25 protein-coding genes and 3 pseudogenes are annotated in these 24091 nt (G+C 66.9%); 18 read left to right on the top strand and 10 right to left on the bottom strand.

Annotation, left to right across the window (positions count from 1 at the left end):
* Window position 1: 1 nt before the first annotated feature.
* Window positions 2-748: pseudogene (locus OG306_RS38505) on the bottom strand (IS256 family transposase); the annotation flags it as partial.
* Between the two features lie 49 nt (window positions 749-797).
* Here OG306_RS38505 and OG306_RS38500 point away from each other — a divergent pair.
* Window positions 798-1955 carry an IS30 family transposase gene (locus OG306_RS38500; RefSeq protein WP_432762221.1) on the top strand — a complete coding sequence of 386 codons (1158 nt, stop codon included), beginning with the start codon at window positions 798-800 and terminating at the stop codon, window positions 1953-1955.
* Here the strand turns inward: OG306_RS38500 and OG306_RS38495 are convergent.
* Window positions 1865-2521, bottom strand: coding sequence for a transposase (locus OG306_RS38495; protein WP_353963819.1), 657 nt, complete (start codon window positions 2519-2521; stop codon window positions 1865-1867). The two genes, OG306_RS38500 and OG306_RS38495, sit on opposite strands and share 91 nt — an antisense overlap.
* A 61-nt stretch (window positions 2522-2582) precedes the next feature.
* Here OG306_RS38495 and OG306_RS38490 point away from each other — a divergent pair, with 61 nt between their 5' ends.
* The 3 genes and pseudogenes from OG306_RS38490 to OG306_RS38480 all read left to right on the top strand — a co-directional run bounded on the left by OG306_RS38490 (window position 2583) and on the right by OG306_RS38480 (window position 4785).
* Window positions 2583-3521 carry a phospholipase domain-containing protein gene (locus OG306_RS38490; RefSeq protein ID WP_266904381.1) on the top strand — a complete coding sequence of 313 codons (939 nt, stop codon included), beginning with the start codon at window positions 2583-2585 and terminating at the stop codon, window positions 3519-3521.
* Window positions 3522-3543: 22 nt separating this feature from the next.
* Window positions 3544-4196, top strand: a pseudogene (locus OG306_RS38485) (FAD-dependent oxidoreductase); the annotation flags it as partial.
* A gap of 325 nt (window positions 4197-4521) precedes the next feature.
* Entirely contained in the window at window positions 4522-4785 is a 264-nt protein-coding gene (locus OG306_RS38480; RefSeq protein WP_266904383.1) for a hypothetical protein, read from the top strand.
* A 358-nt stretch (window positions 4786-5143) separates the two neighbouring features.
* Here the strand turns inward: OG306_RS38480 and OG306_RS38475 are convergent, their stop codons facing one another.
* Window positions 5144-5755: a DUF3592 domain-containing protein gene (locus OG306_RS38475; RefSeq protein WP_266904385.1), complete on the bottom strand. Its 612-nt coding sequence runs from the start codon at window positions 5753-5755 to the stop codon at window positions 5144-5146.
* A gap of 153 nt (window positions 5756-5908) precedes the next feature.
* On the opposite strand from OG306_RS38475, the gene OG306_RS38470 reads away from it, so the two are divergent.
* Both OG306_RS38470 and OG306_RS38465 read left to right on the top strand, forming a co-directional pair.
* Complete coding sequence (locus OG306_RS38470; RefSeq protein ID WP_266904387.1) at window positions 5909-6241, top strand: hypothetical protein; 333 nt, start codon at window positions 5909-5911, stop codon at window positions 6239-6241.
* Between the two features lie 17 nt (window positions 6242-6258).
* Window positions 6259-6691: pseudogene (locus tag OG306_RS38465) on the top strand (lyase family protein); the annotation flags it as partial.
* 299 nt (window positions 6692-6990) lie between these two features.
* On the opposite strand, the gene ltrA reads toward OG306_RS38465, so the two are convergent.
* Complete coding sequence (gene ltrA / locus OG306_RS38460; RefSeq protein ID WP_371665122.1) at window positions 6991-8811, bottom strand: group II intron reverse transcriptase/maturase; 1821 nt, start codon at window positions 8809-8811, stop codon at window positions 6991-6993.
* 591 nt (window positions 8812-9402) lie between these two features.
* The gene (locus OG306_RS38455; RefSeq protein WP_266907527.1) at window positions 9403-9660 is read right to left on the bottom strand and encodes a transposase; all 258 of its coding nucleotides are present in this window, start codon (window positions 9658-9660) and stop codon (window positions 9403-9405) included.
* A 113-nt stretch (window positions 9661-9773) separates the two neighbouring features.
* On the opposite strand from OG306_RS38455, the gene OG306_RS38450 reads away from it, so the two are divergent.
* On the top strand, window positions 9774-11165 hold the full coding sequence (locus OG306_RS38450; RefSeq protein WP_266904391.1) for an IS1380 family transposase: 1392 nt from the start codon (window positions 9774-9776) through the stop codon (window positions 11163-11165).
* A 132-nt stretch (window positions 11166-11297) separates the two neighbouring features.
* Here OG306_RS38450 and OG306_RS38445 read toward each other — a convergent pair whose 3' ends face one another.
* Window positions 11298-12704, bottom strand: a complete 1407-nt coding sequence (locus OG306_RS38445) for a transposase (RefSeq protein ID WP_371666154.1) — start codon at window positions 12702-12704, stop codon at window positions 11298-11300.
* 81 nt (window positions 12705-12785) lie between these two features.
* Between OG306_RS38445 and OG306_RS38440 the strand changes: the two genes are divergently transcribed.
* Window positions 12786-13322 (top strand): hypothetical protein, encoded by a 537-nt coding sequence (locus OG306_RS38440; RefSeq protein ID WP_323187776.1) that lies wholly within the window; start codon window positions 12786-12788, stop codon window positions 13320-13322.
* Complete coding sequence (locus OG306_RS38435) at window positions 13291-13947, top strand: hypothetical protein (protein WP_266904395.1); 657 nt, start codon at window positions 13291-13293, stop codon at window positions 13945-13947. The genes OG306_RS38440 and OG306_RS38435 overlap by 32 nt, the downstream gene beginning before the upstream one ends.
* A 304-nt stretch (window positions 13948-14251) precedes the next feature.
* On the opposite strand, the gene OG306_RS38430 is transcribed toward OG306_RS38435, so the two are convergent.
* Complete coding sequence (locus tag OG306_RS38430) at window positions 14252-14536, bottom strand: hypothetical protein (protein WP_266904397.1); 285 nt, start codon at window positions 14534-14536, stop codon at window positions 14252-14254.
* A gap of 427 nt (window positions 14537-14963) precedes the next feature.
* Here OG306_RS38430 and OG306_RS38425 point away from each other — a divergent pair, with 427 nt between their 5' ends.
* From OG306_RS38425 to OG306_RS38385, 9 genes are all read left to right on the top strand, one after another.
* Window positions 14964-15113, top strand: coding sequence for a hypothetical protein (locus tag OG306_RS38425; RefSeq protein ID WP_266904399.1), 150 nt, complete (start codon window positions 14964-14966; stop codon window positions 15111-15113).
* Between the two features lie 56 nt (window positions 15114-15169).
* Window positions 15170-16882, top strand: coding sequence for an IS1182 family transposase (locus tag OG306_RS38420; RefSeq protein WP_371666106.1), 1713 nt, complete (start codon window positions 15170-15172; stop codon window positions 16880-16882).
* Between the two features lie 79 nt (window positions 16883-16961).
* Window positions 16962-17135 carry a hypothetical protein gene (locus OG306_RS38415; RefSeq protein ID WP_266907808.1) on the top strand — a complete coding sequence of 58 codons (174 nt, stop codon included), beginning with the start codon at window positions 16962-16964 and terminating at the stop codon, window positions 17133-17135.
* 5 nt (window positions 17136-17140) lie between these two features.
* Window positions 17141-17899 (top strand): IS3 family transposase, encoded by a 759-nt coding sequence (locus tag OG306_RS38410; RefSeq protein ID WP_266907528.1) that lies wholly within the window; start codon window positions 17141-17143, stop codon window positions 17897-17899.
* 198 nt (window positions 17900-18097) lie between these two features.
* Window positions 18098-18823, top strand: coding sequence for an IS110 family transposase (locus tag OG306_RS38405; RefSeq protein WP_266904405.1), 726 nt, complete (start codon window positions 18098-18100; stop codon window positions 18821-18823).
* Between the two features lie 125 nt (window positions 18824-18948).
* A complete protein-coding gene (locus OG306_RS38400) occupies window positions 18949-19662 on the top strand; it encodes a hypothetical protein (RefSeq protein WP_266904407.1) in 714 nt (237 codons plus the stop codon).
* Between the two features lie 71 nt (window positions 19663-19733).
* A complete protein-coding gene (locus OG306_RS38395) occupies window positions 19734-20915 on the top strand; it encodes an ISAs1 family transposase (protein ID WP_266904408.1) in 1182 nt (393 codons plus the stop codon).
* Window positions 20912-21343, top strand: a complete 432-nt coding sequence (locus OG306_RS38390) for a transposase (protein ID WP_266904410.1) — start codon at window positions 20912-20914, stop codon at window positions 21341-21343. Before OG306_RS38395 ends, OG306_RS38390 begins: the two co-directional genes overlap by 4 nt.
* Window positions 21344-21368: 25 nt before the next feature.
* Window positions 21369-21581 (top strand): IS3 family transposase, encoded by a 213-nt coding sequence (locus OG306_RS38385; RefSeq protein ID WP_371666153.1) that lies wholly within the window; start codon window positions 21369-21371, stop codon window positions 21579-21581.
* Window positions 21582-21616: 35 nt separating this feature from the next.
* Here the strand turns inward: OG306_RS38385 and OG306_RS38380 are convergent, their stop codons facing one another.
* The 3 genes from OG306_RS38380 to OG306_RS38370 form a co-directional block, all read right to left on the bottom strand.
* Window positions 21617-22666: an IS110 family transposase gene (locus tag OG306_RS38380; protein WP_266904146.1), complete on the bottom strand. Its 1050-nt coding sequence runs from the start codon at window positions 22664-22666 to the stop codon at window positions 21617-21619.
* 249 nt (window positions 22667-22915) lie between these two features.
* A complete protein-coding gene (locus OG306_RS38375; protein WP_266904415.1) occupies window positions 22916-23140 on the bottom strand; it encodes a hypothetical protein in 225 nt (74 codons plus the stop codon).
* Between the two features lie 76 nt (window positions 23141-23216).
* Window positions 23217-24014, bottom strand: a complete 798-nt coding sequence (locus OG306_RS38370) for an SMI1/KNR4 family protein (RefSeq protein ID WP_266904417.1) — start codon at window positions 24012-24014, stop codon at window positions 23217-23219.
* Window positions 24015-24091: the final 77 nt, after the last annotated feature.

The raw sequence follows: 24091 nt of genomic DNA, 5'->3' as shown, positions 1-24091 counted from the left end.
TCTACCGGCGTCCGGCAGTGAGCCGGCCGTCGAAGGTGATGTCGAAGGCTTGGAGTGCGGCTTTCCAGCGCATGGTCCAGCGCTTGCTTCCGGTGCCCTTGGGGTCCAGGCTCATCACCGCGAGGTAGACGCACTTGAGCGCGGCCTGTTCAGTGGGGAAGTGCCCGCGGGCCCTCACGGCCTTGCGGATACGGGCGTTGACGGACTCGATTGCGTTGGTGGTGCACACGATTTTCCGGATCTCAATATCGAACTGGAGGAAGGGGACGAACTCCGCCCAGGCGCTTTCCCACAGCCGCACGATCGCCGGGTATTTCCTTCCCCAGGCCTCATTGAACTCCATGAAGCGTTCCAGGGCGGCGTCCTCGGTCGGCGCGGTGTAGATGGGCTTGAGCGCCTTCGCGATCTTCTCCCAGTCCTGCCTGGCCGCGTAACGGAAGCTGTTCCGCAGGAGGTGAACCACGCACGTTTGCACGATCGTCGCAGGCCAGACCGTGTTGACCGCGTCCGGAAGACCGGTCAGGCCGTCGCAGACCAGCATCAGCACATCACGGGCGCCCCGGTTCTTGATCTCGGTAAGGACCTGCAGCCAGTACTTGGCGCCCTCGCCGCCGTCGCCGACCCACAGGCCCAGGATGTCCCGATGCCCCTCCGCCGTCACGGCCAAGGCCATGTAGACGGGCCGGTTGGCGACCTGCCCATCCCTGACCTTCACGTTCACGCAGTCGATGAAGACGACCGGATACACGCCTTGAATTCGATCGGTGGTTGCGAACATCCAAGGGGAGATGGTTCGCATGCCTCGTGGAGGAGCCAATCGCATGCCGTCGTCGGCCAGACGGCGGTACTTCGAGCTGCGGCGCAAGGGCCTGAAGGGGGCAGCGGCCGCCCGCCAAGTGGGCGTATCGGTGAGCTGCGGGTCCAACTGGTTCATCGATGCTGGAAGCATGATCATTCCTGACCCTCCCATCTCGCCACGCTTCCTGACCCAGGACGACCGGATCGCCATCGCCGACGGTCTGCGCGCCGGGCGGAGCCCGGTCGTCATCGCCGCCGAGATCGGCAAGAGCGTTTCGACGGTCTACCGGGAGATTGGACGCGGCCGGAAGGAGAACGGGGAGTACGAACCCTGGTGGGCACACAACCAGGCGCTCCTGCGTCGCCAACGCCCCAAAGAAGAGAAACTCCGCGACCACGGACCCCTGCGCGCGGCAGTGCGCGAGAAGCTCGACGAGAAGTGGTCCCCGCAGCAGATTGCTCGACACCTCGCACGCGAGCACCCGAACAACCCTCGCATGCGGGCCTGTCCGGAGACGATCTACCGTGGCCTGTTCGCTGGCCTTCTGGGCAAGCGTGAGGGCCGACTGCGCACCGGACGCACCCGCCGCAAGCGGCAACGCCGTGGCGTCGTCTCACCCAACAAGATCAAGAACATGACGCTCGTCCATGACCGACCCGCCACGGTCAACGATCGTGAAACGCCCGGCGATTGGGAGGGAGACCTCATCATCGGACGCGCTCAGCGGTCCGCTATAGGCACCCTCGTCGACCGCACGACCCGCTTCGTTCGCCTGATCCACCTGCCGCACGGCTGGAAGGCCCAGCCGATGCGCGACGCCCTGGTCTCGCAGACCGCCGATCTGCCACGAGCGTTGCGGCGGACCCTGACCTGGGACCAGGGGCGCGAGCTCGTCCTCCATGAAGAGATAGAGGCCCTCTCCGGCTTCCGGATCTATTTCTGCGATCCTCATTCTCCCTGGCAGCGCGGCACCAACGAGAACATCAACGGGCTGCTGCGGCAGTACTTCCCCAAGGGCACCGACCTTACGGTCCACTCCCTGCGCAACCTGACGGCCGTGGCCCGTCAGCTCAACGAGCGCCCCCGAATGGTCCTGGGAGACCGTACTCCGTCCGAGGTCATGCAAGACTGGGGCATAGCATCACAGTTTCCGTGATTCGCAATCACCGCTAGAAACCGCCCGCTGTCCAGGGGACGGTTCTGCCATTCGGCCATGCCGGCCATCACGCTGTCGGTGATCGTGGAGACAGTGGTCTTGGAGACCTCCGTGCCGTAGACCTCGGCCAGGTGGGCGGAGATCTCGCCGTGGGTAAGGCCCTTCGCGGACAGGGACAGGACCATCTCGTCCACGCCGCCCAGGCGCCGCTGGCGCTTCTTGACCAGCTGCGGTTCGAACGTGCCCGCCCGGTCCCGCGGCACCGCGATCTCCACCGGGCCGACCTCGGTGGTCACGGTCTTGGACCGGTGGCCGTTGCGGTAATTCTCCCGGCCGCCCTCGACCCGTTCACCGGGCTCGTGTCCGAGGTGGTCGGTCAGCTCACCCTCCAGCGCGGACTCCAGCACCTTGCGCGTCAGCTCCGCCAGAAGGCCGCCCTCGCCGGTCAGCTTCACTCCGCCGGCCTGGGCCCGGGCCACCAGTTCGGCAACCAGACTGTCATCCACAGCATCCAGCGCACCCACGGCGGCCTCCCCGGCCTTGATGTCACTCATCACGTCAGTCATCAACTGTCGCTTCCAGCTCGGGAGTTACACCGGTTACCGTACAGACCCCCCCGAGGAGTTCGTGGACGGGCAGCCGATCGGGCTGGGCAACCGCGTCCCCCTGTGGGTGATATCACCGTGGTCGCGCGGCGGCTGGGTCAATTCCCAGGTCTTCGACCACACCTCCGTCCTGCGTTTTCTGGAACTCGTCACCGGCGTGCGGGAACCCAACATCTCGGAGTGGCGTCGCGCCGTATGCGGCGACCTCACCAGTTGCTTCGACTTCGCCCTTCCCGACTTCTCGATCCCCGCACTGCCAGACACCCGCGCGCTGGTGGAGCAGGCCGACGCGGCGATGGAACTGCCACCGGTGGAGCTCCCGGCACCGGGCACACAGGTCATGCCGACACAGGAACCGGGCGGTGCGCGTCCGCACCGGGCGCTGCCGTACCGCCCATGGGCCGACGTCGCTGTGGACCGCGCCACCGGCAAGGTCACCTGCACACTCGCCAACGAAGGAACGGTCTCCTTCCACTTCACGGTGTTCCCGAACATCGCGCGGCCGTTCGCCGGTACGCCGTTCACTGTCGCACCGCGCAGCACTGCCACCTACGTGTGGGATGCCGTACGCACGGACGGGCGCTACGACTTCACCGTGCACGGCGCCGACGGCTTCGTCTGCCGATTCGCCGGAACGGTGACCGGAGTTGATCAGAACGACGCTGCCGCTCCTCGGGTGACAGGGGTCCTGCGGGGCGGCAAGCCGGAGAACGCCTCGGTCGAGTTGCTGCTGGCCAACGACGGTGGTTCGGAGGTGTGCTTCACCGTCGCCCCGAACGACTTCGGCGGCATGGAACACACGCAACTGCTCGGCCCGCGCGAGAAGGCGGTCCTGAACTGGCCCACGGACAGCGGGCGGTACGACTTGACCGTCACGGCGGACGGAGGCACGGGCTTCGCCCGGCGGTACGCGGGGACAGTGCACGCGGCCCCGAACACGATTACGGCTGATGTCTCGTGATCCGTTGATTCCAGCACGCTCGCTCCGCCCGATCATCGAAGTCGACCCCGACACCGCAGCGACGGCGCACCGGGAGGCCAAGCAGCTATCCCTCTCCCTGCTCTACTGGCTCCAGACCGAAGCCCCCCCCGCCCCGACGGCGGCACCGGATTCCCCGGCCTCCGGCTCCGCCATGATGTCGTCGGCACCACCGACGGCCTGGCCAAATCGGCGTACGTCCGCGAATCGCGGCGCATCCGCGCGGTCACCACCGTCACCGAGAACCACGTCTCCCGCGCCGTCGTCGACGAGCGCGGCAGGCCCCGCCACCCGGACTCCGTCGGCATCGGCGCGTACCGCATCGACCTGCACCCCTCGACCGGCGGCGACAACTACATCGACATCGCCAGCGTGCCCTTCGAAATCCCGCTCGGCGCCCTGCTGCCCATCCGGATACGCAACCTCCCCCCGGCAGCCAAGAACCTCGGCACCACCCACATCTCCAATGGCTGCTTCCGGCTTCACCCCGTCGAATGGAACATCGGCGAGGTCGCCGGCCACCTGGCCGCCCACCGCCTGCGCCGGGGCACCGAACCGCACCACGTCAGGGAGAATGAGATGCTCCTCGACCAGTTCACCGCCGAACTGGACTCCATCGGCGTCGAACGCCATTGGCCCGCGCCTGCCGGATACTGACCGAGCGGCTCCAGTCGACCTGGTGCGGATGGTTCAGTGGTGGCGGAGGCGCTCGCGGGACGCGCGGCAACAAGCCGGGGGCATGGCCCTATCCGCGCCGTCCTGCCGGATACCGTCCGTCAACAGATTCCCGAAGCGGTGTACAAAGCTTCGCGGAAGCACATGGACCGACCGACTGTGAGTGAGGGGAGGTCCTCGATGGACTTCAGTACCTGTCGGGGGTTTTCTGGCAGAGATCTGCTGGCCGTGCGAAGGCCGACTCGAGCTTGCTCCACCAGCAACTGCGTTCCAGATTCATGTAATCCAGCGGGATCTCGATTTCTCGGTGGAGCCGGGGCTGCGGGCCGCAGGGCTGGACGCGAACGGCGGACCGGCCTGGATGCCGGTGTTCGCCAGGCCCGACTATGAGAGCGGCTACGATTTTCTCTCCGTTGAGGAAGCGGCCGGACGGCGACAGTCCATGAAGCAACATGCCCCTCGATACATGGATTATCTCGATCCGAGGCCGCGGGATCCTCGAATCCAAGCAGGCTGGTTCAATGACGGCTGGCTACCCTTCGCCGAGTTCGGCGAGGGGCAGGAACCCTGATACAGGATTATTCCCCTGCGAAGAAAGGCGCACCCGGCCAGATCATCGCACACGCACGATCCGGATGAGATGAGTTACATCGCAGCGAGTTTTCAAGACTTCCTCGAAGGATCCATCGCCGAGATTTCGGCGAATCCGGAGGAGTACGTGTCTGAAGCCTGAGCCCGAGGAATCCAACTACTGAGCTTCGACGCGTAAATCCGGGCGGGGCTGTGCGGGTCCGATCGTGAGGCCCGTTCCGGTGAAAGCGCTGTTGGGACAGAAACCCGCGCCCACCCAGGGATCGATGGTGTGTGCGAGTCGCGGGCTACCGCCGGACGAACAGTGCACGCTCGGCATCCACGTGCCGGACGAGTGCTCACTTTCCGGAAGGTTTGCCCCGAGTCCAGACCTGAGCCATGGCCTGAGCGACATCCGGACCGAGGCGCTGAGTGGCGATCTGGTCAATTTCATCGAAATTTTCCGTGTACCGCTTCGTGAAGCGCCCGCAAAGCCTCCGCAGGGCGATACCTGCGATTCCCAGCGGAACCATTGCCGCCGAGATGAACAGCAAAAGCAAATCGATAGTGTTCCTGGTGAGGGTATTCCAGTAGCCGAGGTCCGAGGGAAGGGCGACTGTGCCGGTATCATTCGGGTCGTACACGACTATCATGGCGTAGCCGTCTCTCACCTGATGTGTCTTAAATTGCAGTGGCGATTCAACGGAACGCCCGCCGGACGGGGTAAAGCGCACCCAGCAGGTGACAGACAGCTCGCCACCATTTTCGTCGTGGAGGGCTTGCTGGCATCTCGTGACATTCGCGTGGGTCTGAACCCCGTGGCTCTTCAAGGTAGATATCACCTTGCTGTGGTTCGGTATGATGAATATCGCGATCGCGACGAAACCGCACAGCCCCATAACGATCATGGTGATGGATGTGATCGTTAGGTACCTGAGCAAATTGCGTGGACGTGCTGGCTTCGTACTCATCGGCTCCCTGACGTAATTGAATCAGTCGATACTGTTCTACCCCGTCCATCCGGGGCTCGATCGTCTCGCGGCAAGCCAATTGACTACAACTCAAGTGCGGACCGTCATCCTTCGCCAGCTACCGGCGCCGGCACACTCGGATAATCTGAAGGCATGGCCGCGAAGTACTACCGGGACGAGCGAGCTGCCCGCCGCCCGCCCGCATTGATCTCCAGGTCGTCCCAAGGCGTCGAGGAGGGCTACCGACTCGTAGGCCCGGGCGGAGCACTCACTCCGATCATCAGCCACGTGCAATGGCTGGACAACCATCCGGACGGCCCCGAGACGCACGTGATGATCTCCTTCGAGGACGGCACGAACGTCGAGTTCCCCTTCGATGTCCGACTGGCCGCCATCTGGTACAACGAGCAACGAGCCGTCAGCGATACGGACTTGATGGAGGCGGCTCCCGCTGCGTGGGGAGCCCCCGCTGAGCCCTGGCGTTAGGCGTGCCTCCGAGGACTGTGCCGCCGCCGCTTGGTCAGGAGTTCGGCACCTATGCGGTGATGCTGGGAGAGGAGGACGAGCAGCGCCTCGCCGAGGCATGCGGACTGATCCGCGAGATCAACCTGGGCGGTACGGCGATCGGCACCGGCTTCAACTCCCTCCACGCTACGCCGAACTGGCCTGCGCGTACCTGTCCGAGATCACCGGCATCCCGCTCAGCACCGCGTCCGACCTGGTCGAAGCCACCCAGGACGTCGGAGCGTTCGTCCAACTCTCCAGGGTCCTCAAGCGCATCACGGTCGTACTCTCCAAGACCTGCAACGACCTGCGCCTGATCTATTCCGCCCCCCGGGCTGGATTCCCCGAGATCAACCTCCCCCGGTACAGGCCGGCTCCAGCATCATGCTGGGCAAGGTCAACCCGGTGATCCCCGAGGCGGTCAACCTGATCGACTCTGGTGCGCAATTCCGGGTGGGTGGTCAGGCTGTGAGTCGGTAGCTGAGGCGGGTGAGGTTGCTGGTGCGGCTGCGGTCCAGTGGATGCTCGGTCCAGTGGGCGTCTAGGCGGATGAGGTTGATCGCGGTGGCGGAGAAGGCGTGCTGGAGGCGGACTTTCGGCAGCCCGCGGTAGCGGGCCCGGCGGATGCCGGTGATGTCGAGTGCCTGTCGGGTAGCGGCGGCGCGTTGCCGCGCCGCCGCCCCCTGAGAACCGTGCGGGCGGGTTGGCCCCGCACACGGCTCAAGCAGGCCCTATGGCTCACGGGCGGGCAGAAGGCTGGGCCCCTTGCCGGTGGCGGTGACAAGCCGTTGTCGGCAGTGGGCGTGCAGGAGTTGGGCGGGTGGGGCGTCCGGTGTGCCCGGCCCGGTGATGACGATCGCCTTGCGGCTGATCGCTTTGCGGGTCGCCCGCAGCCACTGCTCCCACGCGATGGGGCTGGACGGCGGATGGTCAGCGTGCAGCAGAAGAGCCCCGCAGAGCGGACAGCGGCCGTTCTGGCGGTTGAGCAGGTGCCAGTCGGCCTTGTCGATCAGCGGGATCACGTCCTTGCGCCGCCGCCGGGCCCAGTACTCGGTCAGTGCCGGGTCATCCGGAGACGCCCCGAACTTGACGAGCTGGTGCCGGACGATCTTCGTCCACGCGAACTTGGTGAGGAACCGTCCGCTGCCGCGGTCTCCGAAGACCCACCGGTCACCCCGGCGGGGGTTGAACTCTCCGAAGTAGCGGTGCACGATCCAGTCCTTTGGCTTGTTCGCGTGTTCGTGCTTGGCCCACTTGTAGGCGAGCTGCCACACGTAGAAGTCCAGCGAGCTGAAGACCCTGCTGGACACCCCGATCCGGAAGTAGGCGGACCAGCCCCGGATGATCGGGTTGAGGGTCCTGATCACCGCCTCGGCATTGGACCCGCGCAGGTCCCACATCTCGGCGGCGAGCCGTTTCCGGATCCGTTTCACGGACGCCTTGCTGGGTTTGATCAGCAGTTTCCGGTTGCGATACAGCCGGACGTGGAAGCCCAGGAAGCAGAAGCCCTCGGTGAGGCGCACGATGCGCGTCTTGTCCTCGTTGAAGGCGAGCCCTCTGGGTTCCAGCCAGGCGGCGAGCCGCTGCTTGACCTCCTCGGCCTGCTCACGGCTGTGGCACATCGCCACCAGATCGTCTGCGTACCTCACCAGCACGGGGCTCTTGCGCATCACGCTCCCGGCGTGGATGCCGCTCGCGTGATACCGCACCCCGGCGGCCTCCTCCATTCCGTGCAGAGCCACGTTCATCAGCGCGGGGCTGATCACACCGCCCTGGGGAGTTCCCTCCCCGGTCTCGGTGAGCCGACCGTCCTCGACCACACCGGCCCGCAGCCACTGCGCGACCAGTTCCCGCGCGGGAAACGTGCCGAGCCGCCGGAGCAAGTGATCATGGTCGATCCGGTCGAATGCCGCCGCCAGGTCCGCGTCAAGTACCCATGGCCGACCAGGGTTGGGGCCCCGGCAGGTCAGAAAGATGGACTCGATCGCGTCATGACAGCCACGGCCGGGCCTGAATCCGTAGGACCTCGGCTCGAACCGTGCCTCCCACTCGGGCTCCAGAGCACCAAGGACCACAGCCTGAAGACAGCGGTCCAAGATCACGGGAATGCCGAGCGGACGCCGACGCCCGTCGGGCTTCGGCACATACACCCGTCTGACGGGCCGGGCCGTCCACGACTCGGAGCGGTGCTGCACCCAGTCGGCCACCTCGGCCTTGCCGGGCGCGGTCAGCACCACCTTGCCGTCGACGCCCGCCGTCTCGCGGCCAGCGTTGACCTCCGTCACCCGCCGCACCGCATGCAGTGCGTTGGCGCGGGAACGGAGCATCAGCTTCTGCAAATTGCGGACCCTCTTCAGGTCCCCTGCCTGTGACGCCGTGAAGATCCTCTGCCGCAGCCGCCGTACGTCGTCATCCACCCGCTGCCAGTCGATCGACAGCCAGTCGGTGACATCGTCCTCGGGTCCGTTCACCACCGCGATCACAGCCGGAGCGGCATCTGCCATCCCGGCCTCCTTCACCGCCTTGGTGTCCAACTTGTCCCTCGGTTCCATCGCCTTCGGTCATCGTCACTTCACAGGCCCACCAGACCCACGTCAGCACCCTTTCGGGTCCGGGCAGCTGCCCGTATCCGGCCGGTTATACGAGACGACCGGCGGAGGGGCCGGTCATCGTGTCCCGCTTTCCCGCTGCCTTTCGGCCGCCGGCGTTCGCTTCTTGGGTCCTCCTGTTCCCGCCGGGGAGTTGAGCTCTCCTCGCGGTCGGCCAACCGGGCACCGGATAACCGGCCCCGGACCCCGACGGGGTTTCCGCGTTGCACACGTACGAGATCCGACTGGGGTGGGCGCCCCCTATGCCCCGGGAACAGCGGTGTCCTACGACTGCAACTCACCTCTTACAGTCGCCGCTTGCCGCCTCTCAACGGCCGGTTCCTGGACTCCGGCAGAGCGATCCATCATCCGGAGCTGATACCTGACGAGACATCAACCAGGGGTTCACTCGTCGTTCGCCCGTCCAGTCTTCCCCTTCGCCTGTGGTCCCCGGATGGCACGGGCACCCTTGGGCTTGACCCCCTGAGCTCCGCACCCCGCGGTTACCCGCAACGCACGTCAGGGTGGGGACAGACCCTGGACACTGGCCCGGAACTACACCTTCAACATCGAACCTCCACTCGGTGTGTTCACTCGTATCGTGCGCCCTCGTGTCGCACGGTTGATGGTTCCTTCCACTCCGGCCCGCAGGGCGTACTTGTCCTTCCAGGTCTTGGTCTTCTGTTCGGCGCGGGCGGCGGCGAGGACGGTGTGCAGGTGCTCGGGGTAGAGGGTGAGCATGCGGTTGCCGCGCCGGGCCGAGGTGCACTCGGGTCGGACGGGGCATGCTTGGCAGTCCGTCTTAGCCTCGATCCGCCGAGCGGCTCGTGTCCTGTGGATGAGGAAACGAGAAGAGGTGCCTGCTGACCTGCGATGATGGGAGTTCTGACGCTTCCAGCACGCACAATCAGCAAGGCACCTCGTAGATGCAAGTTTCCCACACTCCGGCAGCGGTCTCCGCTGCGTTCGATGACCCGAATCTGGTCGCGTATGCGGGGCTGGTTCCGGTGATGCGGCTGGCCGAGCGGTGCGGCCTGTCGGACCTGGTGGCTGCGAAGGTGAAGCTGACCGGAGCGAGGAACGGTGCGGGGGCTGCGGCGGATGCCAAGGTCACCGGCATCGTGGCCGGGATGGTCGCGGGTGCGGACAGCATCGACGACCTGGACGTGCTGCGGCATGGCGCGATGCCGGCCCTGTTCGGCGGTATTCGCGCCCCGTCCACGCTGGGCACGTTCCTGCGTGCGTTCACCCACGGCCATGCGCTTCAACTTCACTCCGTGCACCGGACGTTTCTTGCCGCGCTGGCCGCGCACACTCCGCTGCTGCCCGGTGCGGACAAGCTGGCGTTCATCAACGTCGACAGCACCCATAAGCGGGTCTACGGGCGGGCCAAGCAGGGCGCCGAGTACGGCCGGTTCAAGGGCATTCGTACTCTGCACCCCCTGCTGGCCACGGTCTGCACCCCGTACTCCCGGCCGGTGATCGCCACGGTGCGGATGCGCCGCGGGAAGGCCGCCGACTCCCGGGGCGCCCCGAAGTTCGTGGCCGAGGCCCTGTCCACCGCCGCCGAGGCCGGCTGCACCGGCACCCGGATCCTGCGCGCGGACTCGCAGTTCTACAACGCCGCGGTGATCGCCGCCTGCCGCCGGGCCGGAGCGCACTTCTCCATCACCACCGGCATGAACCCCTCCATCAAACGGGCCGTCCACAGCATTCCCGAGGATGCCTGGCAGCAGATCAGTTACCCGACCGCGGTGCCCGACCCCGAAACCGGTGAGCTCATCTCGGACGCCGAAGTTGCCGAGATACCCCAGTACACCGCCTTCACGAGCCGGGAGAAGAGCGAGCGGGTCACTGCCCGGCTGATCGTGCGCCGGGTCCGTGACCTGGCCAAACCCGCCGTCATCGATGAACAGGGCGAACTGTTCCCCGTCTGGCGCTACCACCCCTTCTTCACCGACCGGCCCACCGAAACCCTGCAGACCGAGCGGGAACACCGCCACCACGCCGTAATCGAGCAGGTCATCGCCGACAGCAAAGCCGGCGCCCTGGCCCACCTGCCCTCCGGACACTTCCACGCCAACGCGGCCTGGCTGACCCTGTGGGCGATGACCTACAACCTGCTGCGGGCTGCCGGTGCACTGACCTCGCCCTTCCATACCAAGGCCACCACCGCCACCCTCCGCGCCCACCTGGTCCAGGTCCCGGCCCGGATCGCCCGCTCCGCACGACGCATCACCCTGCACCTGCCACACAACTGGCCCTGGCAACACGCCTGGACACACCTCTTCGACACCGTCCACGGACCACCCGGCTGACACGAACAGCCCCTGATCACCCCGCCCACCAGGGCCCGACCGGAACCGAACCCGTGGAAAAGCTGGGCAGACCAGCGGACACAACCTGCCCTCACCCGACCACCCGACCCAAAGCCGATCAAAAGACCACTCTCAAACCACCTCGGCGGATCGAGGCTTAGCGAACTCGACGACGATGGCGTCTCGTTCGCGTTGTCGCACCGGGTGCCATCCGGTGCTGGTGTTGCCCTGGGGGCAGCGGACCCGTCGGGCTTTCCAGTCGATCCGGAAGGCGCTCTTGTCGTAGCCGGCGTGGCTCTTGGCCTGGGCGGATCGGTCGAGGAGGACGGGAGTGACCATGACGGTTCCGCGGCTGCGGGCGGTCTCGATCAGTTCGGCGGAGGGGTAACCGGAGTCCAGGTAGTGCTCGGCGGGCGGCAGGCCGCGGTCGGCGAGTTGTTGCTGGATCGGCGCGGTGGCCTTCACGTCCGGCACCGTCGACAGGGTGGTGGTCACATCCGTGATCAGGTTCGGCCGTCCCCGGACTTCGGCTTCGGCTTCGGCTTCGGCTTCGGCTTCGGCTTCGGCTTCGGCTTCGGCTTCGGGGGGAGTGTTGTCGCAGCTCTCGGTGAGATGGACCTTGTAGCCGAGCCAGAACAGGTCGTCGCCCTTGGCGGACCAGCGGGCGTCGGTGTCGTAGGGCGAGGCGAGGCGGAGATGGCCGGGCGGGACACCGTCCTCGTCGGCTTCCCGCTTGCTGACCACCTCCTTGCCCCGGCTGCTGGTGCGGACGGTGTAGGTCTGCACGAGGACTTGGCGCATGATGTCCACGGCCCCGATCTCCCGCAGCCAGGCCGGCGCGTCGGGCGACCAGACGGCCCGGCACAGCCGCAACGCGTCCTGTCCGTAGACCTGGGACAACTGGTCGCGCTTGACCTTGGAGCCGGGCAGTTTCCAGCTGTCGACCCGAGGTCCGTAGCGGTGGGCGAACTCCGGCACGTCCACGGCCCGGGCCAGCCAGTCCGGTGCCGCGACCGACAGCGCCTCCAGCGCAGCCCGCACGCTCTCCCCGGCCAGCTCCAACCGGTTCAAGTCCCGTACCGCGCTGACCACATGGGTGGAATCGGTGCGCTGCTTTCCTCCCGCGGCCACCAGCCCGGCGTCCACGCAGTACTCAAGGAGCCGGTCGAAGACGACACGCTCCATGCCGTTGCCGACCAGGCGGGCCCGGAACCGGGGCAGCACACTGTGGTCGAAGCCGGTGTCCGTCAGCTCCAGGCCGAGGGCGTACTTCCAGTCGATGGCCCGTATCGCCATCGCCGCGGCCTGCCGATCAGTCAAATTCTCCGCGAACTGCAACACCGTGACCAGCGACAGCATCCCCGGCGACAGACCCGGCGCCCCACGCACCCCGAAGGCCTCGGCGAACGGCTCATCGGTGAAGACCTCCCCGAGCCGGTCCCGCACCCGGATCGCCAAACTCCCCTGCGGGAACGCCGCCCGCGCGACCCGCACCGTCTGCTCCGGCACCGGCGGCAGCCCCATCGGCCGCAACGACATCACAACCCACCCTCCACGGCCGGACGACACGTAACGACCGCAGGAACGATCATCACCTACCGGTCAAGCAGCCGCAGAGAATTGCGCACCAGAGTCCTGATCACCTTCAAAGTCGTCGGCAACGACGTCACCATCACCTTCGCCGCAGAAGCCGGCCGGCTCCAGCCCAACGCCTTCGAACCGGTCGTCGCCCACTGCCTCTTCGACCTCACCCAGCTGCACGCCGGATGCCTGACCCTGGCGGAGCGCTGCGCCCTCGGCATCACCACCGACCGCGACCACCTCCGGGCCACGGTGGAGAACACCATCGGCAACGTCACCGCCCTCAACCCGCACATCGGCTACGCCCAGGCCAGCGCCGCCGCGCAGGAAACGCTCGTCACCGGCCGCGCCGTCGCCGACATCGTCCTGGCACAGGGACTCCTCACGCAGGCCGACCTCGACAATATCCTCCGCCCGCAATCCCTCGCACGATCCGGCAGCCGCAATTCCAGGTGCCAGCGGGAAGCGGGCAGCGATGGCACAACCCATCTATCCCGTCTATCCCGTCGGCGACGCTCCCACCAACGGCTGGCAGTATCGGCGCATGGCCGAAGACGAAGATCCCCATACCGATGACTGGCCGGCACAGGCACGCCAGTCGTTCCTTACCGCCATGTGGAACATGGTTGTCGACGAGGATGCCTACACCGACGGCTCCCCGTCGTGGATCGAGTCCCGGTCAGGAGGCCACGAGCAGGGGAGTGTTCCCGGCAGCGCATCGGCGGCGGCGCTGCACCGGATCCTGGCGTGCGGCGTGAATCCGGACGATGTGACCGATGTGGTGCGGCAGATGCAGCATGACCTCCTTTACAACGTCTGCCAGTTGATCGACGATCCGGGACTGCTGGGCATCGGACTGGACGAGGACTGGTCCGAGCAGATGGACGTCCGCTGGGAACTGGTGGCGGTCCGCACCGCCCGGTCGACGGTGCGGGCACCGATCGACGGGCTGCACTCCTCACTCGACGAGCTCGACCCCAGCGGCCGCAGCGGGGAGCCACGCGGCCGACCCGTTCCCGCCCGGCTGCCGGGCCAGCCGCTCCACGCGCGGCTGGCCATTGCCCACGCACGTGCGGGCTACCGTATCCAAGCGATAAACACTTGGCGGAAGGCGACCGGCGCGTCGGTGATGGAGGCGAAGGCAGCCATCGACCAGCTTCTCGACCAGTTGCGGCAAGATCCGGAGAGCGCGCAGCGATGACCGAGGAACGGCTGTCGCACACACGCCGCAGTTGTGACGGCCAGCGGAGACTCCCAACTCCCTCACCGTGATTCGGAAATCCGTCGGTGAGCACCGCAGAGCGTTCCTGGATCAAGATTGGCTTGAATCCAAGTCATGGCCCGAATCCTGTGAGGCCTCTCCCTGGAGTCGTCGATGGGCCGGGAGTGTTACGCCGCACCGTGCCAGGCTGTGGAGGATTCCTTCGTTCGGGCGGTGGCGTCGTCGAGGAAGGCTTGAGCAGTGTCCCGCACCAGCGGGTTCCGATCGGTCTCGGCGATGGCGTTCACTCACGCTCGCCGGTGTCGGTAGCCATTCGAGGGCCAGGAGCGTGGAGGCGCACGTCGTCATGGGGATCGTGGACGGCGAGTTCGGTGATGAAGGCCAGGACAAGCACCTTGACGGCCTCGATGCAGGCAAGGTCGTACTCATCCTGATCGGCGGCGATGGCGAACAGGACATCGAGCATCTCCGGGGAATATCGCGTCTCCAGACCGTAAATGGCCTCCTGGCGACCGTGGCCGGACAGCGAGCGGAAGTGCGCGGCGAACGCGACCGGGTCGAAGGACATGCCGCCAGTGTCGGCAATCGCGCAGAGCGCTGCTGCTCGCGTACGAGGTACGGCACATCTGCACGGTCGCCCAGCGGAGCCGGCGCCGCATCAGGCCAGGCGGGCGGCAACCGCTAGCGAGTGCGGGCGAAGTCCAGAGCAAACCAACCGATAGCCTGCGGCGATGACAGCAAAGCGCGAAGGTGTCTACGACGGGTCGTTGCGGAAGTTTTCGACCCGATACCTCGGACGAGCATGGACACCAGCCGACGCCAGGCCGCTGACCGTGATCGCCGAGACAGAACATCGGCTCGGCATGAGCCTCCCGCCCGAGCTCAGCGCGTTCCATCACCAGCTCGGGTCCTGCAAGGAACTACTCAACGCACACAACGCGATCTTGAACCGCCCCGGGATCGGTAGAGGCTCGGTTTCATGAAAGGATCGAGTCATGGCACGACCTTCCCGTTATCCCCTCGAGCTGCGGCGCCGTGCGGTGCGCATGGTCGCCGAGGTGCGCGACGAGCACCCGAACGAGACGACCGCTTTGCAGGCGGTGACGACTCTGGTGCGCAATTCTCTGCGGCTGCTTGACCGGTAGGTGATGATCGTTCCTGCGGTCGTTACGTGTCGTCCGGCCGTGGAGGGTGGGTTGTGATGTCGTTGCGGCCGATGGGGCTGCCGCCGGTGCCGGAGCAGACGGTGCGGGTCGCGCGGGCGGCGTTCCCGCAGGGGAGTTTGGCGATCCGGGTGCGGGACCGGCTCGGGGAGGTCTTCACCGATGAGCCGTTCGCCGAGGCGTTCGGGGTGCGTGGGGCGCCGGGTCTGTCGCCGGGGATGCTGTCGCTGGTCACGGTGTTGCAGTTCGCGGAGAATTTGACTGATCGGCAGGCCGCGGCGATGGCGATACGGGCCATCGACTGGAAGTACGCCCTCGGCCTGGAGCTGACGGACACCGGCTTCGACCACAGTGTGCTGCCCCGGTTCCGGGCCCGCCTGGTCGGCAACGGCATGGAGCGTGTCGTCTTCGACCGGCTCCTTGAGTACTGCGTGGACGCCGGGCTGGTGGCCGCGGGAGGAAAGCAGCGCACCGATTCCACCCATGTGGTCAGCGCGGTACGGGACTTGAACCGGTTGGAGCTGGCCGGGGAGAGCGTGCGGGCTGCGCTGGAGGCGCTGTCGGTCGCGGCACCGGACTGGCTGGCCCGGGCCGTGGACGTGCCGGAGTTCGCCCACCGCTACGGACCTCGGGTCGACAGCTGGAAACTGCCCGGCTCCAAGGTCAAGCGCGACCAGTTGTCCCAGGTCTACGGACAGGACGCGTTGCGGCTGTGCCGGGCCGTCTGGTCGCCCGACGCGCCGGCCTGGCTGCGGGAGATCGGGGCCGTGGACATCATGCGCCAAGTCCTCGTGCAGACCTACACCGTCCGCACCAGCAGCCGGGGCAAGGAGGTGGTCAGCAAGCGGGAAGCCGACGAGGACGGTGTCCCGCCCGGCCATCTCCGCCTCGCCTCGCCCTACGACACCGACGCCCGCTGGTCCGCCAAGGGCGACGACCTGTTCTGGCTCGGCTACAAGGTCCATCTCACCGAGAGCTGCGACAACACTCCCCCCGAAGCCGAAGCCGAAGCCGAAGTCCGGGGACGGCCGAACCTGATCACGGATGTGACCACCACCCTGTCGACGGTGCCGGACGTGAAGGCCACCGCGCCGATCCAGCAACAACTCGCCGACCGCGGCCTGCCGCCCGCCGAGCACTACCTGGACTCCGGTTACCCCTCCGCCGAACTGATCGAGACCGCCCGCAGCCGCGGAACCGTCATGGTCACTCCCGTCCTCCTCGACCGATCCGCCCAGGCCAAGAGCCACGCCGGCTACGACAAGAGCGCCTTCCGGATCGACTGGAAAGCCCGACGGGTCCGCTGCCCCCAGGGCAACACCAGCACCGGATGGCACCCGGTGCGACAACGCGAACGAGACGCCATCGTCGTCGAGTTCGCTAAGACGGACTGCCAAGCATGCCCCGTCCGACCCGAGTGCACCTCGGCCCGGCGCGGCAACCGCATGCTCACCCTCTACCCCGAGCACCTGCACACCGTCCTCGCCGCCGCCCGCGCCGAACAGAAGACCAAGACCTGGAAGGACAAGTACGCCCTGCGGGCCGGAGTGGAAGGAACCATCAACCAGGCACTCGACATCACCGGCATCCGCCGGGCCCGCTACCGCGGGCTGCCGAAAGTCCGCCTCCAGCACGCCTTCTCCGCCACCGCGATCAACGTCGTCCGCCTAGACGCCCACTGGACCGAGCATCCACTGGACCGCAGCCGCACCAGCAACCTCACCCGCCTCAGCTACCGACTCACAGCCTGACCACCCACCCGGAATTGCGCACCAGAGTCGGTGACCGACAGGCTCGGCATCGGGTCCCGCGAGACGTTTGCGGAACTGGGTGAAGCAGCACGAGATCGACGCGGGGACGCGTCCGGGGACGACGACGGAGGAGTCTTCCCAGCTCAAGGCGTTGAAGAAGGAGAACGCCGAGCTGAAGCGGGCCAACGAGATCCTGAAGGCCGCGGCGAGTTTCTTCGCGGCCGAGCTCGACCGGCCACACACACGCTCGTAGCGTTCATCGACGAGCACCGGTACCGCTTCGGCGGCGTCGAGCCGATCTGCAGAACCCTCACCGAGCACGACTGCAAGATCGCCCCTTCCACGTACTACGCCCACAAGAAACGCCTCGAGACTCCTTCCGCCCGTTCCGTGCGCGATGAGGAACTCAAGGAGCGGATCCAGGAGGTCTACACGTCCAACTACCGCGTCTACGGGGCCCGGAAGATCTGGCGCGAGCTGAACCGGCAGGAACACGCCGTGGCCCGCTGCACCGTCGAGCGCCTCATGCGCGAGCTCGGCATCACCGGCGCCGTCCGCGGCAGGATGGTGATCACGACGATCACCGATCCGGCTGCCGAGCGGGCCCCGGATCTCCTCGACCGTGATTTCGTTGCCAGTGCTCCCAACCGCTGCTGGGTCGCCGACTTCACGCACGTCGCCACCTGGAACGGGGTCGTCTACGTCGCCTTCGTCGTGGACACCTTCTCCCGTCGCATCGTCGGCTGGTCCGCTGCTGCCACCAAGGAGACCAGGCTCGTCCTGGACGCCCTGGAGATGGCGCTGTGGCAGCGCGACCGGGACGGATTGCCTTACGCACAGGGCGAGTTGATACATCACTCGGACGCGGGATCGCAGTACACATCGTTCGCGCTGGCCGAGCATCTGGACCGAGCAGGGATCGCGGCATCGATCGGCTCGGTCGGCGACGCCTACGACTGTCAGTCTGTTCGTACCGGATCCCGCAAGGATCGGGTAGCCCCGGCCGTGACGGTCTGACTCTTGCTTACGACCGACCCCACGGGTGTCCTGGCGTTGATCTGTCGACCGTCCGGCCGGGCACGCAACAAGCGCTGCCGCCGGACGGACGTGACCTCATAGGAGCCTGGAGCCAACTCGTCAAAGCGTCCCCGTGACAGTCCTGTCCCTCCGGCCGGCGACAGCGTGCATCCCACGCTACCGACCGAAGGGAACGCGGTGGATAACAACGAGCAGCACAGGTCCGGGCACGTCGTGATCGGCGTCGACACACACAAGCATGTGCACGTCGCTGCAGTGATGGACACGATCGGCGGGATCCTGGCGACCTTGACGATCCCCACCGACGGCGGATTCCAGCAACTCCTGGACTGGGCAGGCTCATACGGCAGGATTCTGGCCTTCGGAATCGAGGGCACCGGCTCCTACGGCGCCACCCTGGCCTCGTTCCTTCGACGGGCCGGGCACAAGGTGGTCGAGGCTGGCCGCCCGGACCGGCGGCTGCGACGGATGAACGGCAAGTCCGACACCCTGGACGCCGAGAACGCCGCCCGAGCCGTCCTGGCCGGGTTCGTGACGGCCACGCCCAAGAGCGCCGACGGTGAAGCCGAGATGATCCGGCAGCTCAAGATCGCCCATGACCAGGCCGTCGAACAGCGCTCGGCGGCGATGGTCACCATGAAAGCGATGCTTGTCCACGCTCCTGATCCCTTGCGCAACGAGACCGCGGGCAAAACGCAAATCGCTCTGGCCCGGCACCTGGCGGGCCTGCGTCCTCGACAGCTGGAGGGCCCCGAGGACGCACTGCGTCACGCCCTTCGAACACTGGCCAAACGGTGGCAGTACCTCGACGCCGAGGCCAAGGAACTGACGAAAATGATTGCTGAGCTGGTCCACCGTGCCGCCCCAGGGTTTCGGCGTAGTCGGCGGGCGTCCGTTTCGTGATCACTTGAGATGAAGAGAGGGCGAGCGGGCGGTTCCTGCTCACGTCCGTTGCGCTTCGGAGCCCTTGCGTCTCCCCTGCAGCGTCGGGTGGAGCAAGCTGGCTGCGCTAGGAGATGATCCCGTGCGTGGCTGAAGAGGCAGGTACAGATGCGGACGACGCTTGTGCATGGGCTGAGCGACTGGGGTGGGCGTTCGGACTTATAGCGGAGGATCCGGCTGCGAGAGGTGCAGCGCTCGTCCATCTGGCGGAGGCCCGGAGGAAGGTCGCGGACGCGCGCGCCCGGTACTACGAGTTGTGGCGGCTGACGCGGCCCCTGGGAGTGGACGAGCGGTACCGGGAGCCGGCCTTTCTGCAGGCGCGCCGGAGGTATCAGCAAGCCCAGAGGCGTTCACTGCCTGATGGGGTGTGGGGTGGTCCTGTGGGTGGGGATCTGGCGACGTGGCCGGGGCTGCCCTATGCGTTGCTCTTCCTGGAGTGGGAGGCGAGGTACCCGCTGGAGTGGACGCGGCATGCGAAGGCGTGGGGTACGAAGGAGAGCCTGATCCGGGAGGTGGCCCGTGCTCGCCAGGAGGAGGCGATCAAGGCGAAGCTCACCGACCTGGTCGAGATCGTCGTCCACCGGGCGTATCGCTGCAAGGATCGCGAGTACGTGCGGGTTGCCCGGGCTGTCGACAGCGCTGACCTACGGGGCAGGCTCGATCGTGCAGTCGATTCGGACAGTTCGTGGGCCCGGTGCCATGCCGGGTATGTGCTCTGGCTCCTTGACCGCCCTGACCTGCCGAACACCCGTCATGTCTGGCAGACCTGGGTGGCAGGCGGGGCTGCGGCGTTGATGTGACCGGGGGACGATACAGGGAAGGTTCCCGTGATCATGGAGTGTTCTACGCCCCGTGACCTGCCTGGAAGACCGTGCCTGCCGACGCTTCATCCCTGATTCCGCCTGCCCTTGACCGGCTCCGCGAGCAGTCCGACGTCGGGCCCGGGGAGGTGCCCGGCCTGCTGGAGCGGCTGGCTCAGGTGCCGGATCCGCGCGATCCGCGCGGCGTGCGCCATGCCCTGGCCGTCGTGCTCACGCTAACCGCGTGCGCGGTGCTGACCGGCGCGACCTCGCTGCTGGCGGTCGGCGAGTGGATCGCGGACGCGCCGCCGCACGTGCTGGAGCGACTCGGCGTGCGCCCCGATCCAGTACTGCCCCGGAGGCTGGTGCCCTCGGAGGCGACGGTCCGCCGACTGCTCGCCCGCATCGACGGTGATGCCCTGGACCGGGCGGTGGGCGGATGGCTTACCGACCGCCGGCCCGAGAGCACCGGGCTGCGCGGACTGTCCGTGGACGGCAAGTCCCTGCGCGGCGCGGCGAAGGCCCAGGGGCGGAGGATCCACCTGCTCGCCGCGGTGGAGCACACCACCGGGCTGGTCCTGGCCCAGCTCGACGTCGGCGAGAAGACCGGTGAGGTCACCCGCTTCCAGCCGCTGCTCGACACCGTCGCCGACCTGGCCGCAACCGTGGTCACCAGCGACGCGCTCCATACGCAACGCGAGCACGCCGCCTACCTCCTGGGCCGCGGGGCCCATTACATCGCAATCGTCAAGGGCAACCAGAAGAAGCTGCGCAAGCAGCTGAAGTCCCTTCCCTGGAAGGACATCCCGTTCCAGGACCGCACCCGGGGCGCCGGCCACGGCCGCGCGGAGATCCGCCGGATCAAGGTAGCCACCGTGAACAACTTGCTCTTCCCCGGCGCCCGCCAGGCCGTCCAGATCAAGCGCCGCCGCACCGACCGCAAGACCGGCAAGACCACCATCACGACCGTCTACGCGGTCACCAGCCTGACCGCCGAGCAGGCCACCCCCGTCCAACTCGCGAGACTGATCCGCGACCACTGGAAGATCGAGGCCCTGCACCACGTCCGCGACACCACCTTCGCCGAGGACGCCTCCCAGCTTCGGACCGGCAACGCACCCCGCGCGATGGCGACCTGGCGCAACCTCGCCGTCGGCGCTCTCCGGCTGAGCGGCGTCAAGAACATCGTCGCCGGCCTCCGCCGCAACGCACGCGACGCCCGCCGACCCCTCGCACTCCTCGGCCTCGCGTGACCACAAAACGGGCGCCCGCCGACTACGCCGAAGCCCTGCGTGCCGCCCCGCAACTACTCGAACCATTCGGCATCGGTGTGGACACCGCCGCGGAGATCCTCGTCGTGGTCGGCGACAACCCTGAACGCATCAAGTCCGAGGCCGCCCTCGCCAAGCTTGCGGGCATCGCTCCTGTGCCCACCGGCTCCGGCATGACCAGCGGCAGGCACCGCATCAACCACGGCGGCCACCGCCAGCTCAACGCCGCGATCTACCGGACCGTCATCGTCCGCATGCGATTCCACCAACCGACGATCGACTACGTCACCCGCCGCACCGCCGAAGGCAAGACGAAACGCGAGATCATCCGCTGCCTCAAGCGCTACGTCATCCGCGAGGTCTACCACCTGATCCGACCCGCACCACGGACCGTCCCCACAGCGAGTTGACAACTATAGGAGCGTCAACGCCCTGATGGAATCGACGATCGGTCTGTTCAAGACCGAGCTGATCAAACCCGGCCGGCCCTGGAAGACGCTCTCTCAGGTCGAGCTCGCCACCGCCGAGTGGATCGACTGGTACTGCCACCGCCGACTCCACGGTGAGATAGTCCACGTCCCGCCCGTCGAGTACGAGGCCAATCACTACATGGAATCCACGAAGCCCCAGGTCACAACCACAATCTGAGATCTCTACCGAACCCGGGGTGCCTCTGTGTCTTGTCAAGTCCCTTGGTTAGGGAGCGACTTGGCTTTTCGCTCATCGGCGATCATGACGCGCCACACGTGGTCGGCCAGGCGGCGTTTCAGGCACCGCTTCGCTTCCTTCGGCGTCTTACCCTCGGAGAGTTTGCGCTGGTAGTAGGCGTGTCCGGGTGATTTCGGCATCCGTATCTGCACGACCGCGATGGTGTGGAGGACGGAGTTGAGCTGGCGGTCGCCGGAGCGGGAGAGCCGGTGGCGGGCTTTGTCCGCGCTGGCGATCTCCACCGGGGCGGCACCGGCATAGTTCGCGAATGCCGCCGAGGTGGAGAAGCGGTGAGCCCGTCCGGTGCGGCCGATCAGCCGAGCGGCCATGACCGGCCCGATGCCCGGGGTGTCCATCAGCGTGCTGCTCGATGCCTCTACCAGGCTCTGCATCCGGGCAGCGTTGTCCGTGAGCTGCTTGTCCAGTTTCCGGATCTCGGCGACCAGGTCCCAGGCGATGTCCTTCCGGACGGTCTCGATATCGCCGGCGGGGCGGACGGATCGCAGCAGTTTGGCGGCCAGGTCCGCGGACAGCTGGGTCGGGGCGCCGCCGGGCAGCAGGTCACGCAGCAGCGCGTGGAGCTGGTTGACCGTGCGCACCCGGGCCTGGGCCAGGTTCACACGCCGTTCGTCCAGGAGGGCCAGCGCCGTGGTGTGATCCTCAGGCGCGAGATCCCGCCCTTCTCCCTGCAGATAAGCAACGGTGGCTGCGGCCGCTGCGTCTATCTGGTCGTTCTTACGCCGTCCACCGCGGGAAAGTTCGCGCACCCGGCTGGTCGCCGCGGCAGGCACGTCGACGACGCTCTCACCGCGGGCGATGAGCCACTGGGCGAGATGCCGGCCCAGGCCGTTGGCGTTCTCCACAGCCCACTTCCGCTGTGGCCACCGCTTGGCCCAGGCCAGCAGCCGCCGGTAGTCCGCCAGACTGGCCTCGATCCGCATCGACCCGACCTGCTGGTTCGAGACCGGCTCGACGGCGGTGGCGGTGTGGGTGGACTTGTGTGGGTCGACACCGAGCAGTATCACGGGACCTGATTCCTCACAGTCGGACGACGGGGACAGCCACGGTCGACACGCCGACTTCCGGAACCAACCTGGCCGGGACACGCCTCTGTTGAGTCAGACCGCGGACGGACACCGGACCGGCGACATACCCCGGGAGAGCCAGCCCCGAAGAGCGGCAGACGGTTCACGAGTCACCCGGACCGGCGTCCTACGGCACGCTACGAGCGGCCAACCCGACCGCGTCCCGCTTTCCCCATATAAGTCGGCGGTTCAATCTTCACGCTGGAAGAGCTGGAGATCGCGGACGGATATCTGTTCATCGCCGAGGAGGAACAGAACATCGTTAGCTGGGCGATCCCGCTCCAGCAACCCAACCACACGGATCTGATCGTGTGGCAACGCGTCAACGACTTGGCATGCGCTTGGTACAGCGAAGAACAGGGAGTTATCGAGTTCTTCCGAACTATGCTCGATTGGACTTTCGGCATCGAACACTCGTCGACAGGTTAGGCCGCGCTGGGGCGACATTCGCCCTGTTGACGATCGAGAGCTTCGCAGTCCGACCGATCGCTCAGGAATCTCTGGCGCCTTCTGTGGTCGCGCGGCCCTCTCGGATCCCGTCGCACCGTAGCCAGTCGAGGAGGTTGTCGGTCAGCTTCTCGCTGACGCCGCAGCTGTCGATGTCCCGCTCGCCGGCCCCGAGATCGAGGAGATAGACCGTTGTTCGGTCACAGGGGTGGCGCCGCATGAACAGGCCACTGCCTCCGCTGTCGTCCCCGATGAGGACCCAGTCCGGCGCGTATTCGCCTACTTGGTAGGTCTCGTTGCGCTCGAGGATGGTGTGTGGGCCATAGATCAGCACGCCGTTGGGCAGCAGGACCCCCGGCGTCGACCTCCAGAGCCGGGCCAGTGCGGACGTGAACCCGGCACCGAATCCGTTGCTCAGGGCCACCTGAACGGTCAGGAATCCCGCGAAGGTGTCCGCCACCAGCTCTTCTTGGCCGCTCACGCGGTCGCGGCGGACCACCGCGTACTCCTCGCCCGCCTGCCGGTCGAGCGCGAAGTGGTAGGTGTCACCACCATCGGGCTCGGCACAGAAGCAGAGCCGGTCCCCGTCGAGGCGCCATCCGCCGGTGATGTCGTCGTCCCCATCGGAACGTGTCCCGGGTGAAGGGACAGTCGCTATCCGCGCACCGCCAGACGTGCCGCTGCCGTACTCCGTCAGCCACCACCGGTACGAGGGCGGCAGCGTGCCCACGACGGACTCGGCCGCGCGGATCCACGCGGCCGGCACGCCGGCACCTGGCCGGGCACTGATCACCGGCGATTCCTCGATCAGCTCGCGGACGAGTGCCAGGTCGGGTCTCATGCACACGAGCCTGCCATATGGGCACGATCACCCAGGCGTCACCAGTCAAAAGCCGTCCCGGCAGCCGCCCGTCCCGC

This window comes from Streptomyces sp. NBC_01241 (assembly GCF_041435435.1).
Lineage (GTDB): Bacteria > Actinomycetota > Actinomycetes > Streptomycetales > Streptomycetaceae > Streptomyces.
The sequence above is the reverse complement of the archived record's forward strand: the minus strand, read 5'-3'. Positions and strand labels throughout refer to the sequence as shown.